General features: G+C 49.6%; 12 protein-coding genes and 1 pseudogene. 9 read left to right on the forward strand and 4 right to left on the reverse strand.

The window, feature by feature from the left end; genetic code table 11:
- Window positions 1-35: 35 nt before the first annotated feature.
- From mltG to PGL02S_RS22245, 5 genes are all read left to right on the forward strand, one after another.
- Window positions 36-1,079: an endolytic transglycosylase MltG gene (gene mltG, locus PGL02S_RS22225; protein ID WP_006208873.1), complete on the forward strand. Its 1,044-nt coding sequence runs from the start codon at window positions 36-38 to the stop codon at window positions 1,077-1,079.
- Between the two features lie 76 nt (window positions 1,080-1,155).
- Window positions 1,156-2,088: a peptidase U32 family protein gene (locus PGL02S_RS22230; protein ID WP_036642983.1), complete on the forward strand. Its 933-nt coding sequence runs from the start codon at window positions 1,156-1,158 to the stop codon at window positions 2,086-2,088.
- A gap of 12 nt (window positions 2,089-2,100) precedes the next feature.
- Window positions 2,101-3,444, forward strand: a complete 1,344-nt coding sequence (locus PGL02S_RS22235) for a peptidase U32 family protein (RefSeq protein ID WP_036642985.1) — start codon at window positions 2,101-2,103, stop codon at window positions 3,442-3,444.
- Between the two features lie 214 nt (window positions 3,445-3,658).
- Window positions 3,659-5,833, forward strand: coding sequence for a methyl-accepting chemotaxis protein (locus PGL02S_RS22240; protein ID WP_036643039.1), 2,175 nt, complete (start codon window positions 3,659-3,661; stop codon window positions 5,831-5,833).
- Window positions 5,834-6,002: 169 nt separating this feature from the next.
- Entirely contained in the window at window positions 6,003-7,799 is a 1,797-nt protein-coding gene (locus tag PGL02S_RS22245) for a peptidoglycan D,D-transpeptidase FtsI family protein (RefSeq protein WP_036642986.1), read from the forward strand.
- Here the strand turns inward: PGL02S_RS22245 and PGL02S_RS22250 are convergent.
- Window positions 7,742-8,911, reverse strand: coding sequence for an AI-2E family transporter (locus tag PGL02S_RS22250; protein WP_006208878.1), 1,170 nt, complete (start codon window positions 8,909-8,911; stop codon window positions 7,742-7,744). The genes PGL02S_RS22245 and PGL02S_RS22250 overlap by 58 nt on opposite strands.
- A 142-nt stretch (window positions 8,912-9,053) precedes the next feature.
- Here PGL02S_RS22250 and PGL02S_RS22255 point away from each other — a divergent pair, with 142 nt between their 5' ends.
- Window positions 9,054-10,436 (forward strand): polysaccharide deacetylase family protein, encoded by a 1,383-nt coding sequence (locus PGL02S_RS22255; RefSeq protein ID WP_036642987.1) that lies wholly within the window; start codon window positions 9,054-9,056, stop codon window positions 10,434-10,436.
- Between the two features lie 131 nt (window positions 10,437-10,567).
- On the opposite strand, the gene ilvD is transcribed toward PGL02S_RS22255, so the two are convergent.
- Together ilvD and PGL02S_RS22265 are read right to left on the reverse strand one after the other, a co-directional pair.
- On the reverse strand, window positions 10,568-12,256 hold the full coding sequence (gene ilvD, locus PGL02S_RS22260; RefSeq protein WP_036642989.1) for a dihydroxy-acid dehydratase: 1,689 nt from the start codon (window positions 12,254-12,256) through the stop codon (window positions 10,568-10,570).
- A gap of 238 nt (window positions 12,257-12,494) precedes the next feature.
- Window positions 12,495-12,734, reverse strand: a pseudogene (locus PGL02S_RS22265) (KGG domain-containing protein); the annotation flags it as partial.
- A 210-nt stretch (window positions 12,735-12,944) separates the two neighbouring features.
- On the opposite strand from PGL02S_RS22265, the gene PGL02S_RS22270 reads away from it, so the two are divergent.
- From PGL02S_RS22270 to mgrA, 3 genes are all read left to right on the forward strand, one after another.
- Window positions 12,945-13,718, forward strand: coding sequence for an HAD family hydrolase (locus tag PGL02S_RS22270; RefSeq protein ID WP_036643041.1), 774 nt, complete (start codon window positions 12,945-12,947; stop codon window positions 13,716-13,718).
- A gap of 36 nt (window positions 13,719-13,754) precedes the next feature.
- Window positions 13,755-14,507 carry an NAD-dependent protein deacylase gene (locus PGL02S_RS22275; RefSeq protein WP_036642991.1) on the forward strand — a complete coding sequence of 251 codons (753 nt, stop codon included), beginning with the start codon at window positions 13,755-13,757 and terminating at the stop codon, window positions 14,505-14,507.
- A 124-nt stretch (window positions 14,508-14,631) separates the two neighbouring features.
- Complete coding sequence (gene mgrA / locus PGL02S_RS22280; RefSeq protein ID WP_006208885.1) at window positions 14,632-15,657, forward strand: L-glyceraldehyde 3-phosphate reductase; 1,026 nt, start codon at window positions 14,632-14,634, stop codon at window positions 15,655-15,657.
- Between the two features lie 107 nt (window positions 15,658-15,764).
- Here mgrA and PGL02S_RS22285 read toward each other — a convergent pair whose 3' ends face one another.
- A complete protein-coding gene (locus PGL02S_RS22285) occupies window positions 15,765-16,637 on the reverse strand; it encodes an AraC family transcriptional regulator (RefSeq protein WP_036642992.1) in 873 nt (290 codons plus the stop codon).
- Window positions 16,638-16,727 lie beyond the last annotated feature (90 nt).

The following is a 16,727-nucleotide window of genomic DNA, read 5'->3' on the forward strand; positions in this document are numbered from 1 at the left end:
TTGTCCGCCCCTTTTGGTGTGAAGGGATGAGTAGATTGAAGAAACTGGCTATTGCGGTATTGGTTCTGATCCTTATTGCCGGCGGAGGCTTGTTCTACATTTGGAACGGTTTACAGCCTGTTACAACCTCTGAAACACCGGTTGAATTCACGGTGGAGTCCGGAATGAGCACATCATCCATTGCCGATCTGCTTGAGGACAAGGGTCTGATCAAGAACGCCCTTATACTTAAAGGTTATCTGAAGATTACGAACGAAGGCAGCCGGCTTATGGCCGGCACGTATGAGGCTACACCGGGAACCCCCTTCAAGGAGCTGCTGTCCAAGATGAGCAACGGTGAAGTGAAGGCGGAGGAAATGGTCCGGTTCACCATTCCTGAGGGTTACACCATTCTCCAGATGGCAGAAACCATCGCTCGTGAGAGCGGAATCGATGAGAAGGAATTTCTGGATGCTGTGGATCAGACTACCGGTTGGGACGTACCGATTGTAGGTGAGATCCCGGAAGGAACGGATCTCAGGCACCATCTGGAGGGCTATTTGTTTCCTGCAACCTACGATGTGCCGAAGAAGGATCTAACAGCTAAAGGCATTGTGGAGACCATGCTCAAGGAAACCGAGAAACGTCTTGCGGAAATTCCTGATTTGCAGAGCCAACTGGAGGCACGCGGCGTGACGTTCCATGAGCTCATGACCATTGCTTCACTGGTTGAGCGGGAAGTGGTTGCAGAGCAGGAGCGAGCTCTTGTAGCCGGCGTTATCTATAACAGGCTGGAAGAAGATATGCGGCTTGAGATTGATGCGACTGTTCAATACCTGTTAGATAAACCGAAGGAACGGTTGCTTTATGCTGATCTGGAGGTTGAAAGCCCGTATAACACCTACCGACAAAAGGGGCTGCCGCCCGGTCCAATCTCGAGCCCGAGTTTGGAGTCCATTCAGGCCGCTCTGAATCCGGAGAAATCAGACTATTTGTTCTACGTAACCAAGAAAGACGGTACGCAAGAGCATTTGTTTGCTAAAACGTATAAAGAGCATTTGAAAAACATTGAGAAGAGTAAGAAAATGGCACAACCATAATATGACTTGATCAAAAGATCCGGATTCAATAGACAGGATCCTTTTTGAACAACCCCGAATAGGGAGGAAATATTTCATGAGTATCAAACCTGAATTATTGGCGGCTGCTGGTTCCTTGGAAGATGCTGCTGCTTACCTGGAAGCGGGAGCGGATGCTTTGCTGGTTGGTGAAGATCGTTTTGGCATGCGTCTGCCCGGCAGTCTGACCTTGAACGACATTCGTCAAGTAGTCCAGCATGCGCATGGACGGGGAAGTAAAGTGTATGTAAGCTTAAATAACCTGATGACCAATGATTTGCTGCCTGAGCTTCCTGCTTATGTCAAGGCACTGGGTGAAATCGGCGTGGATGCGGTGGAGTTTAACGATCCGTCCGTACTTACTGCGGTGAAGGAGCTAGCTCCTCAGATTAAACTGCACTGGAATGCGGAAATGACGGCCACAAACTACTCAACGTCCAATTACTGGGGGAGCAAAGGCGCATCCCGGGTCATTCTTGCGCGTGAATTAAATATGGATGAAGTAACGGACATGAAGCCGCTGCTTCAAGTGGAAGCACAGGTTCAGGTCCATGGCATGACCAATATCTACCATTCCAAGCGGCGTCTGGTGAACAGTTATATGTCGCAGCAAGGTAGACCCGTAAATGAAGGCAGTCTGGACAAGGAACGGGGACTGTTTCTCATTGAGGCTGAGCGCCAAGACGAGAAATATCCCATTTACGAAGACGTCAACGGAACTCATATTATGAGTTCGGAGGATATTTGTATCCTCGAGGATCTGCATCTGTTGATGGCAGCCGGTCTTGACAGCTTTAAGGTGGAGACGCTGCTGAAGCCGCGCCAATATAATAAGCTTGTGATAAGCATTTACCGCAAGGCGATTGATTTATATACTGCGGACCCTTCTTCCTATGCATTTCAGGAGGATTGGATGGATGAAATTCGTGCCATTCAGGATCCGGAGCGAGAGTTATCGTTTGGATTTTTCTATAAGGAACAAGTTTATTAAGGAGTGTACAGCATGGAAGCAATGGCACAGCCAAAATACAAGGGCAAACGCTATCGCCTGGACAAGCCAGAACTGCTCGCCCCGGCTGGTAATTTGGAAAAGTTGAAATTTGCGGTGCACTACGGCGCCGATGCAGTTTATATTGGAGGACAGAAATACGGTCTTCGTTCGAACGCGGACAATTTCAGCTTCGAGGAAATGAAGGAAGGCGTGGAGTTCGCCAAGAAATACGGTGCTAAAGTATTCGTGGCAACCAATATCTACGCGCATAATGAGGACGTAGAGGGGATTGAATCCTATCTGCGCAGCTTGGAGGAAGCGGGCATCGCAGCGATTATAGCCGCAGATCCGGCCATCATTGAGGTTGCCAAGCGTGCCGCGCCCAAACTTGAGGTTCATCTGAGCACACAACAGTCTACGCTTAATTGGCAGGCCGTGAAGTTCTGGAAGGATGAAGGATTACCAAGGGTTGTGCTGGGCCGCGAGACGAGCATAGAAGAAATTGCAATGATTAAAGAGCATGTTGATATTGAGATCGAAGCCTTTATTCATGGTGCGATGTGTTCCTCCTTTTCCGGACGCTGTGTGTTGTCAAATCATTTTACGGATCGTGACTCCAACCGGGGCGGCTGCTGCCAATCCTGCCGCTGGAAATACGATTTGTTTGAGGATGGAAGAGAAGATAACGGCAACTGGGTATCCGAAGAGGTGCAGATGATGGAACAGCGGGCATCGAGGCCGTCTCCATTCAAACCGGGCGTTACACAGATTCCGTTGTTTCAACCGGAGGACAACCAATTTACCATGGGGTCGAAGGATCTTTGCATGCTGGAGCATATTCCGGACCTGATTGAGGTCGGCATTGACAGCTTCAAGATTGAGGGCCGGATGAAATCCATTCATTACGTAGCTACGGTTGTTAATGTGTACAGACAGGCGATTGATTCCTATATGGCAGACCCTGAACATTACGTGCTGAAGCCGGAATGGATCGAGGAAATCAACAAAGCGGCCAATCGACCGCTGAATACCGGATTCTTCTATGATACCCCGGATCATGAGGACCATATCTATGAACCGGAAGAGAAGGCCGTGCCTTATGATTTTGCCGGATTGGTTATGGCGTATGACAAGCACTCAGGTACAGCTGTAATACAGCAGCGAAACCATTTTAAGCCTGGTGACGAAATTGAGTTTTTTGGCCCAGAAGGTACCTTCTTCAAGCAGGTAGTTGGCCCTATTCAGGATGAGGATGGAAATGAGCTGAACGCGGCACGGCATCCCTTACAGCTTATTCGCTTGCAAGTGGATCAGCCGGTGCGTAACTTTGATATGATGCGAAAGCGCAAAGGGTAAAAAAGATATAGTTCTATATAACTACACACATGAGAATCCGGGTCCGTGGATGGACCTTGGATTCTTTTTATTTTCAAAAAAATTAGGAGTAATGGATTATTTTTTTGCGAAAACCCAAAGGAAAACACCTCCAATTGTCGAAATAAAAAGTAACGAATACGTTCAAGAGATTAGCCGGCGTATTAATATTATGATTGTGGTAGGTGAACAGCTAATGTCAGAAGTCGAACAGCATGATAAGAAGCCGAAAAGAGACAAGAAGCTCGGGGGAAACAAAGAGAAAAAGAAAGCACCTTCGGCATCAACGGGAATACATAATGCAAAGTCGTTCATTTCAAACATGGGAACGGCCATCAGCCGAATGCCTGTGAACCCGGCAAAATCCGTAGGGATCCGGTTGTTTTTAATCTTTTTGTCAGCGATCGTATTTTTTGTTATCGTGTTGGGTTATCTCTCTTACAGTAAAGCGAAGAGCACCATTGAGAAGAATGCTGCAAACGGCAATCAGCAGACGATCATTCAAACTTCTGAGAAAATCGACATCATCTTGGATAAGTACGAGAACGCTGGACGGCAAATTTTCTATGATATTGAACTGCAGAAGCTGTTGTCAGAGTACTCGGATAAAAATTTGAGTGATTATGATTCGTTTACCGTAGAACGCAGCATTCGGGATAAACTATCTAACCAAATCACGTCAGATTCGTCCATAAGGGCTATTTATCTGATCCCTAACAAAGGCGAGAAGATGATCTCGGCGGGTCAAACCTCGGAGACCTCCAAAACCGTGCTTGAACAAAGCTGGTATACAGAGCTGAAGGATGGCGACAAAAAGATTGTGTGGCTGCCAACCACTCAGAACAGCGGAGCTCCGTACTTTACGATTGCGCGCTCTCTTGGATCGATGAATGATCTGACTTCTACGTACGTTGTTATGTTTGAACTTAACGCGTCCGTACTGGATACGCAGCTGAAGGGGATTGACCTGGGTGAAAACGGCCAGCTGCAGTTGATCAGCCCAGAGGGCACGATTGTATCCTCCAGTGAGAGTTCGATCGTGGGCTCAGAGACAGCTTGGGCATTTACAAAGGAATTCAAGAAAGAAATGAAGACGGATAACGTAAGAACCAAGGATGAGAACGGCAAGCAGGTATTGGCCGTTTATAATACGCTGAGCACCAATGATTGGAAGCTTGTGGGATCGGTTCAAACCAGTGAACTGACGAAGGATGCAACGAGCATTTTGACAATAACGCTGATAGTGGCAGCCGTTGACGTTATATTCGCCATACTGATCGGTATTTGGATGGTGAGAATGATTGCCCGTCCATTAGGCAAGCTCAACCTCCTGATGAAGGAAGGCGCAAAAGGTAATCTGAATGTTCGCACAGACCATAAGAGCCAGGATGAAATCGGTCAGCTCTCTGCAAGTTTTAACGATATGATGGAGCAGATTACCGGCCTCGTGCAGCAAACAAGCAATACGGCTCAGGAAGTACTCAAGACGGCTGCAGAGTTAAGTGATGCCTCGAAGAAAACGGCCATCTCTGCAAAAGAAATTGCCGTTGCCACCGAGGAGATTGCGAACGGAGCCAGCAGCTTGGCAGTTGAAGCCGAGCGCGGCAGCGATCTGACCAACAACATCTCGAAGCAGATGCAAATTGTTGTTACGGCTAACGAAGAGATGGGCAAATCGGCCCGTCATGTGGAAAGCTCCAGTGAGCTGGGTACGAAGCATCTGAGCGACTTGCTCGACAAGACACACCAGACCGAGGATATGACACGTTCCATGATGCACAAGGTGGATGGCTTGAAGGAAACGACTTCTTCGGTTGTCAAAGTGCTGGATGTACTACAGAACATCACGAAGCAAACGAACATCCTTTCCTTGAATGCAACGATTGAAGCGGCCCGTGCAGGAGCAGCGGGCAAAGGGTTTATGGTTGTCGCCGATGAAATCCGCCAGTTGGCAGACCAGTCCAGGCAATCCATAGATATGGTTAGCCAGATCACAGACCGTATCATGACCGAAATGAACGAAACCGTTCAGGTACTGCTGGATGCAAATCCGTTGTTCAAAGGCCAGATGGATGCCGTGAAGGAAACGAATGACATCTTCGTATCCGTCCAGCAGCAGATGGTAGACTTTATCGAACGTTTGGATTCTGTAACGCATTCCATTGATGAGCTGAACGAATCCCAGAATGTGCTCTCTGAAGCGATGAGCAACGTCAGTGCGGTTGCCGAGGAATCCTCGGCGACTTCCGAAGAGGTAGCTTCTCTCTCAACGGAGCAGCAAAGTGTTAGCAGTCAGTTGGTTAATCTGTCATCACAGCTGGAAAATGTATCGAATGAGCTTAAAGAGACCTTGTCTCGCTTTAGACTGTAATATTCCATTCATAGACTGCTCCATCAGTTAAGACTGATGGAGCAGTCTTTTTTGTCTACCCGGCTCACTCATTATCTTCTGATAATCCTCCCCTATCAGTTCAATGTGATTGATTCAGGTTCCACATGGAAATAATGGAATAATAAAGAACTAATTGGAGGAGCAGGACATGAGGCTGATCCGAAACAAGCGAATTACATACGGATGGCTGATATTGACGATGCTTATCGCCATTTTGACCCTAAGACTCGCATGGGTGCAGCTCGTGATGAAACATCAGCGGGTCCCCGGCAGTCGGCATACGATGGTTGAGGCCTCCCTCATACAGCGAGAACGGGGCATTGTGCTGGATTCTGGCCGCGGTCAATTTACAGACCGGAACGGAAAGCCGCTCACGGGTAAGCTGGTTTGGACAGCGGTGTTGTTCCCGGTAAGCGAGAAAGAGCTGAAGGACTCCCATAATCAGTTAGTTCAGCTGGCCCGCATCCTGGGGACAAATAAGGATCGTTTGGTACAGACATGGGGCAAGCTAAAGGAGCCGAAGTTGTGGCATGGAGAGAATACGGTCATTCCTCGTACCCTAACCAAAGCTCAGATCCAGCAGATCCAAGAGCTTGAACTTCCCAAACTCAAGGTTCTTCCTTATGAGCAGCGCTATGGCAATCGCCAATCGGGCATGCAGTGGCTTGGTTTTGTATCCGGCCAGCGGAAGGAGAATCTGTTCTTTCGTGATTATCCGGAGGTTACGGGAACGAGCGGTTTGGAGAAAACGATGGATTCACTGATACGGGGAGAAGGTCCTACCATCGTTTATTTTCCAGTCAACAGTACCAATGAGGTGATACAGGATATCAAGCCGATGGTAAAGGCGCCGGATAATCCGTACTATCCCTTGAGGGTATCCACAACGATTGATATTGATATTCAAAAAGGGATCGAAGCTATAACGGAGAAAGTGGGCATGAAGGAAGGGGCCGTTGTTGTACTGGATGCGCACAATGCCGATATTGTTTCTATGGTCTCAAGGCCGTTCTATAATCCGGAGCAGATTCACCCAAAGGACGGGCAGTGGGAAAATCGTGCCTTGAAAGCGGCAACTCCTGGCTCCATTTTCAAAATTGTCACGGCATCTGCAATTCTTGAGCATGATTTAAGCTCCCCTGAAGAGCACTTCCATTGTGACGGCGAATACGGCAAGTTCGGACTTTCCTGCTGGAAAGAGGGAGGACATGGAACGATTGGGCTTCGCGAGGGTTTTGCCGAATCATGTAATGTCGTCTTCGCTACCCTTGCGGAAAGATTATCCGCACAGCAAATAGCGGATGCGGCATCGGCGCTTGGTTTTGGGCAAACTGTGGGCTGGAGATCACAGGAATTCTTAGGTCTTCGTTCTTTTGTTCCATTGGACCATGAGGAGAAGGGGACGGTATTCTCGGACTCCGTGGATGCTTCTGATGCAGGGGTTAGGGTACAGACTAGCATAGGGCAAAGGGATGCGGCCGTGTCCCCGCTGCAGGCGGCAAATGCGATTGTGACTCTGCTTCACGGCGGTGTAAAGACCAAACCTCGTATTCTACAACAGATTCGGTACGCTAATGGCCAATTGCTTCAGGATACCCATCCGCTTAAGGAGCGTAAGTCAGCACAAGGTATTTCCCGGGAAACCTCATCCATTCTGCTGGAATGGATGGAGGATGTGGTTCAAGAGGGGACAGGCAGTTCTTTGAAAAACCGGAAATGGACACTTGCAGGGAAATCTGGAACGGCTCAGGTAACCGTAAAGGGCCGTCCCCGAAACAACCAGTGGTTTATCGGTTACGGCCCCGTGGAGAAGCCACGATACGCTGTGGCTGTGTTGGTGGAGAATCGGAGTCCAAGCAGCAGCAATCAGGCGGCGGAGATATTCGGTCAGGTTTCTGACTTCTTGGCTTCGGTTGAATCGCCCTCGGGCTCGGGCTCCGCATAAGAGCGGGACATGTCCCAAGGAGACACATCGAATTCTTCTCTCGGCAGATGAATCCATTGCTGCAGGTATCCTTGTGTAAGCAATTCCTTAATGAGAATCAGCAGGATCGGAGCCAGAATCAAACCGGCAACTCCAAATATGGACAGCGAAATCATCATGAAGGACAACATCAAAAATGCAGATGATACGCCAATTGAATTGCCTGTAATCTTCGGTTCAAGCAGCTGTCTGGAGATCATGACAACCGCCAGCAGAACGATTAGTCCAATGGCAAGCCCTGTATTGCCGACAATAAACAAATAAACAATCCACGGAATAAGAATAACGGGAACACCCAGCAGCGGCAATACATCGAATACAGCACAGATAAGCGCAATGGACAGCGAGTTGCCTGTACCTAATATCAACAGCCCTATGTATACAATAACAAACGTAATGCTGACCAGCTTCATCTGAGCTTTTAAATAAGAACCGATCGCCTTAAATACATTTTCCTTCAGAAAGACAAAGGCCATCTTGAAGGTTTTGGGCGTTTTTTCTTTTGCGATTCTCCGCCAGCTGCCAATCTCAATGCTCAGGAAAAAGGCGAGAATGATCGCTACCCCGAAGCTGGTGATGAACGAGGAGAATGAACCCATGAAACCAACGATATAATGAAAGAACGACTCGGCAGCCCCTTGAGCAAAAGCGGTAATGTCTTGAAAATAGCCGTTAACCCGTTCTGTCAGATCAGGCGGCAGTGCCTCGAGCTTGCTTTGCAGGAAGATCAGACCCTCGGAGAAATGTTTTTGAATCGTTGCGGTGTAAGCCGGCAAATTCTCCTGCAGGTTCATGAACTGCGATACAATGAGTGCCCCTGCTCCGAACAAGATGCCGAGGATAATCAGCAGGAAGAGCAGAACGGATATCGCGGCGGCAAACGGCTTCGGAAGACCCCTGCGGTGCAGGAATTTGGATAAAGGCTCAATAATCAGGAAAACGAGGAAAGATAAAAACACGGGAGCCGCAATCTGGTAAAGCTTGCTGAATATGTACATGACCAGGTAAACCGTAAGTACGATTAATCCAATATCGAAAGCGGTTCTCCAATATTTTTTATACAAGGGAAGCATAGTGGAATATCGGCTCCTTTATACTTTATTAATTGATATCATTGTACACGATTTGTGAAAAAAAAGCCTATTTCTTTAAGTGCTATGCTAAAATAATAATAGTGTGTTAATTAGAAAAAGAAAGAAAAAGCGGGGAGTTAGCATGCAAACATTACTGCTATGGTTGTTTTACCTTTCATCTTTTTATGCATTTATTCCCGGCATCCTGACCCGAATATTTGGTTTCCGAGTATTTCGCAGGGGCACAGGCACAAACGAGTTCGCCTTAACCTTTGATGATGGGCCTGATCCTCTCTATACGCCAAGGCTTCTGGATCTTCTGAAGCAGTATGATATGAAAGCGACCTTTTTTCTGGTTGGTTCCCATGCAGAGAAACATCCAGAAGTTGTAAAACGCATTCATCGCGAAGGCCATCTGATCGGGATCCATAACTATGTTCACAAGAGCAACTGGCTGATGAGACCTGTGACGGTTCGTAAGCAAGTAAAGCGAACGGATGATATTATCTACACCATAACCGGTGAACGTTCTGGGTATTACCGACCGCCTTGGGGAATTGTGAATCTGTTCGATTTTGCCAAGAATACCGGTTGTCGCATCATCTTGTGGTCATCCATGTTTAATGACTGGCGCAGTAAGATCGGCGCTGACAAACTGACTCAGCGAATGCTAGCCAAGCTTCGCGGCGGCGAGGTGATGCTGCTTCATGACTGCGGGACGACCATGGGAGCAAACCCGGACGCACCGGAGCAGATGCTCATCGCATTGGAGCGTGTACTGAATGCCGCAGAGCAGAAGGGGATGAGAAGTATCCGAATCGACGATATGATGGCTAAGGAGAGCAAAGCGAAAGCGAGGAAGCTGTCTCCTCTGAAGCGCGTGATGGTTTCATTGTGGCTTTTGTGGGAAAAAGTCTTTCATGCCGTGTTTGCACTCGAAACGGTCTCTCCTTCAGACCCGATGCTCCATTTCCGTAAACGGCCGTTTGCCGGGAAAACCGTCGTGATGGAGGATGGAAGCCGCCTGGAAAAGGGAGACGAGGTCCTTGAGCTTCATTTTGACAACAAAAAATTGTTCGAGATTGGCAGCCGCTCCCGTTCGGAGGTGCAGCTTGCGATTAAAATGATTCGCGCCGTGCAGAACGATCTGCCTTCCCTCGCCAATATGGTGCTGGAGCGGCCCGAATTCAAAGATGTCAAAGGCTTGTATGCCGTTACCATGATTTCACGGGGACCAGAGCAGTTCGGATTTCATGTCATGGATTTACCGCGGGGGCTGTTCGCAAGTTCGACCAGACTGTATCTTAAACTGCTGCTCAGTGTTATTCATCCCAAAGGTCAGGCCCGCCTGAAGGAAGGAAGCCAGATGATGGAGCCGAAAATGCTCATGATGCCAGTGGACGTTCTGATCGAACGTTATGCTGAGAAGAAGACACAGGTTCAGCCTCCAAAGGAGGAGCCGAAGCAATTGCAGCAGGAACAGATGGGGGATTTGGCAGTTGCCAGCGCATCGCAAGGAATGTAAGTAGATAGATCGGACTTTTTGCTGCTATCATGATTGATCATTACATTGAATGTTCATGGATATAAAAAAGGGGGTTATTCCCGCAGGCTGTTCAATGCCTGCGAGGAATAACCCCCTCTGCTATGCTGTAATTAGATTTTCAATACGCCGCCTGAGCTTGCATTCGTTACAAGCTTCGAATAGCGGGCGAGGTAACCGGTTTTAACTTTTGGCTCGAAATCGACCCATTTGCTGCGGCGAATCGCCATTTCTTCATCGCTGACGCCTAGCAATTGAATCGTGCGGTTGATCAGATCAAGCTCAATGATATCGCCATCTTCAACGAATGCGATAGGTCCGCCTTCGGCAGCTTCCGGCGAGATATGACCGATACTGATACCACGGGAAGCACCGGAGAAGCGTCCGTCCGTGATCAGGCCGACTTTGGCTCCAAGACCCATACCGGCGATTTGCGAGGTTGGTGCCAGCATTTCCGGCATACCCGGCCCGCCTTTAGGACCTTCATAACGAATGACAACCACATGACCTTCCTTGACTTTGCCGTTGGCAATGCCACTAAGCGCCTCATCCTGGGAGTTGAAGCAGATGGCAGGCCCCTTGTGATACCCGCCAACCGACGCATCAACAGCGCCGACCTTGATGATGGAACCTTCAGGAGCCAGGTTGCCGTACAGGACAGCGAGTCCGCCGCGCTCGGAATAAGGACTGTCAATCGGATGGATAACGTTGGTGTCCTGGATTTCACAGCCTTCCACGTTCTCCGCCAGCGTCTTGCCGGTTACGGTGATACGATCTCCATGCAATGCACCCGGTTTCTTGAGGAGCTCGTGCAGGACCGCACTAACACCGCCTGCCAAGTGTACATCCTCGATAAAATAATCCGAAGCTGGGGCGAGTTTGGAGATGTGAGGAACACGGTCGGCAACTTCATTGATACGCTCAAGCGGATAGTCGAGACCAGCTTCATGAGCAAGTGCCAACGTATGCAGCACCGTATTGGTGGAACCGCCCATGGCCATATCCAGTGCAAACGCGTTGTCAATCGCTTCAACCGTTACGATATCACGCGGCTTGAGGTCCATTTTCACAAGTTCCATCAATTGTTTAGCTGATTGTTTTACGAATTCCTTACGCTCTTCAGCGATGGCAAGGATTGTACCGTTACCCGGCAGAGCCAGACCCAGCGCCTCGGCAAGGCAGTTCATGGAATTGGCCGTGAACATGCCCGAACAGGATCCGCAAGTAGGACATCCAAATTGTTCCAATTCCAGCAGCTCAGCATCATTGATTTTACCAACCTGGTGAGCGCCGACTCCTTCAAATACAGAGGTCAGGGACAATTTGCGTCCTTTGCTGTCCACGCCGGCCTTCATCGGTCCGCCGCTGACAAAAACTGTCGGGATGTTAACGCGAAGGGCGCCCATCAGCATGCCCGGCGTGATTTTGTCGCAGTTCGGAATGCAGACCATACCGTCGAACCAGTGAGCGGATACGACCGTCTCCAAGGAGTCCGCGATGATCTCGCGGCTTGGCAGTGAGTAACGCATGCCGATATGTCCCATGGCGATGCCGTCATCAACCCCAATGGTGTTGAATTCGAATGGAACGCCGCCCGCTTCACGAATCGCTTCTTTCACGATTTTTCCGAATTCCTGCAGATGCACATGACCGGGAACGATGTCGATGTAGGAGTTACATACGGCGATAAACGGTTTGCCGAAATCCTCTTCCTTAACGCCTGCTGCACGCAGAAGGCTGCGGTGCGGTGCGCGGTCAAAGCCTTTCTTGATCATGTCTGAACGCATTTTTTTGGTTGCCATGATGTCGATTTCCCCCCAGATCTATTATAAAATTGTTGCGCTTTAGCGCGGTCTTCCGGCAAAGCAGCCGGGTACCTGTGAACAGCGAATAGGTTTTAAATGAGTCTATCACAAAAAGGTAGGTTTTTCTACATGATATTAATTAGGAAACAATGGAGGGAGGCCTGTTGCTGCGGCATGAAAAGAGCCTGTCCCATGAATGGGAGCAGGCTGCTCATTCGAGTGTTTATCATTATTTCTTGCCGCCTTTGCGGCCGATTTCCTGATAGAATTCACGATCATGATTCCGCGAGGTGGCTTCGCCGCCTTTCTGACCGATTTCCTGGTAAAACTCGCGGCTGTGGTTTTTGGACGTCGCTTTGCCGCCCTTTTTGCCGATTTCCTTATAGAACTCGCGGCTATGATTCTTTGCTGTCGCTTCGCCGCCAAGACGTCCAGCTTCTTCGCGGGTCATCTTGCGATTGCCGTTTTGTGCCATCACAAATCACTCCTTTACCGTCGTATTTGCTATGCGTATATGTTACTTACCACGACTTATTTGTCATGAATCAAAACAATCGACTAAAGATTGGTAAATGTCAGTTTGGGATGAATTTCTGAAGGAAAGCGGCAATTCCGCTTAAATCAGAGTTTATTTCATGGTTTAATAAGAGTATGATCATGAATAGGATAGGGAGGTTTTATGACATTGCCGTTTTTTCAAGTGAAGGGACACTCCATTCCCATTCCCTGCAAAGCGATCTTGTTTGATAAAGACGGTACGCTGCTCCATTTCATGGCGCTGTGGGGAGGCTGGGCCGAGTATGTCCTCAAGTACATGGAGGAGCGGCTGGGGCTGATGGGAGCCGGCTTCACGCTGCCCACAGAGAAGGTGCTGGGCACAAAGCATGATGAAAGCGGGCGCGTGTCCGGTTACGATGTCAGGGGGCCGCTCGCCATGGGGACCGTGGAAGAGACGACGGGGCTGCTGGCATGGCAACTGTACGCAGCGGGAATGCCTTGGAACGAAGCCATTGTGCAGGTCAATCAGATCACGAAAAATGCGATGTATGAAGTTCGTCAGCGAAAACCGGCATTTCCGATGCCGGGGCTGGAGGATTTTCTGAGGAAATGCAGTTTGGCCTCTGTGAAAATGGCAGTGGTCACGTCCGATCAGACCTCGGGTGCACTGGAACAGCTGGAGTGGATGGGGCTGCGCTCTTATTTTACCGTCATTATAGGAAGAGATCAGGTTGGAAACGGTAAGCCGCATCCGGAGATGACCGAAACGGCATGCGGTCTCCTCGGAGTGAAGCCGGAAGAAACGGTTGTCATCGGTGACAGCAATGGGGATATGCAGATGGCCAAACAAGCAGGTGCGGCCCTGGCCGTAGGGTTGTTGACGGATGAAGGGGACACATCACATCTAACAGATGCCGATGTTGTCATATCCGATTATAATGAATTAGACGTGCACAGGTAGACGTGATATTTTTAGGGCTGTACGGAGGTGTTTAGAGTGGAGAACAGGGAGAAGATCGAGCAGTTGGCAACATGGATCGAAGCGAGCGACTACATTGTTTTTTTCGGGGGCGCCGGTACCTCCACGGAGAGCGGAATACCTGACTTCCGTTCAGCAGCCGGGCTTTACCAGAGCGAGCATCAATCGCCATATCCGCCGGAGGTTATGCTTAGCCACACGTTTTTTATGAAGCATCCGGACGTGTTTTATGATTTTTACCGAAGCAAGATGCTTCATCCGAATGCACAGCCAAACGGCTGTCACCGGCTATTGTCGAGGCTTGCATTTGACGGGAAACTGAAAGCGGTGATTACGCAAAATATCGACGGACTCCATCAGAGCGCAGGATGCTCCGATGTGATGGAGCTTCACGGCTCTGTACACCGCAATTATTGCATGGATTGCGCAAGGTTCTACAGCCTGCAGGATATTATGGACATTAAGGAAGTTGTCCCGCGCTGCAAGGAATGCGGTGGGCTGATCAGACCGGATGTCGTGCTGTATGAAGAGGAGCTGGACCAGAACATTATTATGCGCTCGATCCAGGAAATATCGACAGCGGACTTGCTGATCATCGGCGGGACTTCCCTGACGGTTCATCCTGCGGCTGGGCTGATATCCTATTTTCAAGGAAGCAAGGTGGCTCTGCTGAATGCAGATCCGACCCCGTACGATCACCGGGCCGGCCTCTTGATCGCCGATCGGATCGGGCAGGTCATGACACAAGTGGATAAGCTGATCAGCACGTAGCGGCGACAGCTGCGGCGTGTTGCTGCACGCATAACTGTAATCGTTTTCTTGTCAAAGTCCAGCGAAACACGTTAAGATGAATTTAGCAATGGATCTATTCACTTTAGAGAGGCAGGGATTGCAAGTGACCTATGTGGCTAGCGAAGACCGCTATGAAGGAATGAAATATAACCGTGTGGGGCGTTCCGGGCTGAAACTTCCGGCAATCTCCCTTGGATTATGGCATAATTTCGGTGGTATCGACACGTATGAAAACGGGCGGAGCATGGTTACGCGTTCCTTCGATCTGGGCATTACCCACTTCGATCTGGCGAACAATTATGGACCGCCTGCAGGATCTGCCGAAGAGACATTTGGCAAAATTCTCTCCCGTGACCTCAAAGCCTACCGCGATGAAATCGTTGTTTCATCCAAAGCGGGTTATTACATGTGGCCTGGGCCATACGGGGACCATGGTTCACGTAAATATCTGGTGTCAAGTCTCGATCAGAGTCTGAAGCGGATGGGCCTGGATTACGTCGATATTTTCTATCATCATCGGATGGATCCGGAAACGCCGCTTGAAGAAACCATGGTCGCCTTGGATCATCTGGTACGTTCCGGCAAGGCGCTTTATGTTGGGGTGTCCAACTATTCGCCGGAGAAGACGCGGGAAGCGATCTCCATTCTGAAAAGCCTGGGCACTCCGCTGCTTATTCACCAGCCGAGTTATTCCATGCTGGACCGCTGGGTGGAGAACGGTTTGCTCGATGTTCTGGACGAGAATGGTGTGGGAAGCATCGCGTTTACGCCGCTTGCCCAAGGACTCTTGACCAATAAATACCTGAACGGCGTACCTGGCGATTCGCGTGCGGCAAGCGCGTCCGTGTTCTTGAACGAAAGCAACATCACGCCTGAGGTGCTGCGCAAGATCAGGGCGCTGAACCAGATCGCGCAAGCGAGGAACCAAAGTCTTGCCCAATTTGCCCTAGCGTGGGTGCTTCGGGGCGGCAGAGTGACATCTGCCCTCATCGGAGCGAGCAAGGTAAGCCAGATCGAAGACAATGTGGCTGCCTTGAATAATCTGGAGTTCTCGAAGGAAGAGCTGGATCGCATTGAAGCGATTCTGAGGACGGAGAACGGATCAACTGCAGAGGGCCAGAATAATTGATGCAATAGCCAAACTAAACCTAGCGAAACGAAGAAGGAGCGCCTCAGGATGTATTACCCGGCCTGATATGCGCTCCTTTTTTGGTGCAAATATGATCATGAACTCGCTTATGGCTCCGTTGGTGCTGCTGCGGACATGATGTCCTTCCGGTATCGTGTTGGCGATCGGCCGACAAGGCGTTTGAATTGGCGCGAGAAATAAAGTGGGTCGGTCAGACCTACGGATGCGGAGACCTGCTCGATAGACAAATCAGGACGTTCGCGCAGCAGCCGCTTGGATTGGTCGATCCTTAATTTGAGCAGGTACGTAATCGGGGTCATGCCAGTTTCCTGCTTGAATATACGCGACAAGTAAGCGCGGTTGTAACCCAGGCTCGCACACATCTGTTCGATGGAGACGGGGTGGGCATATTGGGAAGCCATGTAATTGATCATTTGCTTCACTGTGCGCTGAACCTGAGGCTCTGCAAGCGACAGCAGCGACGGGCGGTCGCTGCGGTTCAGGATCTCGGCCCAGATCAGATGCAGGTAACCGATGGCGGCGATGTGGGAGCTTTCTTCCCTGGATTGAAAATGCTTCTGGATGAGAGAGACATATCCGGGAATCGGGTTGTTCGCCTCCATGAGATGCAGGACGGGCTTGTCGGGCGTGAGCCCCAGGCGATTCACTTCTTCACCGGCATGCTCTCCGTCAAAGGCGACCCACCGGTATTGCCACGGGCAACTCGCGTCAGATACATAGCTGACAATCTGACCGGGATGGATGAGAAAGCAATCGCCGGGACCCAGCTGGTACATATCGGTTTCCGTTCGAAATATGCCATATCCTGATTCGATAATATGCAGCAAGTAATGATCGTATATTTTCGGCCCCAGGGCATGCTCAGGTCTGGTCTGGCTTTCCCCCGCAAATCGGACGTGGAGCCACCCGCTGCCCTGCTGGGCAGGATTTGAGGCAACAGAATAGGTTGGTTTCATCATAATTTTTCCTTTAGAATAGGATTGGGAAAATAGGGGATTGAAGGTTTGTTTTGATTATATGAGTTTATTGTACCTTTTAAAGTCACATAA

Origin of the sequence: Paenibacillus glucanolyticus NBRC 15330 (genome assembly GCF_004000885.1) — a bacterium.
Lineage (GTDB): Bacteria > Bacillota > Bacilli > Paenibacillales > Paenibacillaceae > Paenibacillus_AQ > Paenibacillus_AQ glucanolyticus.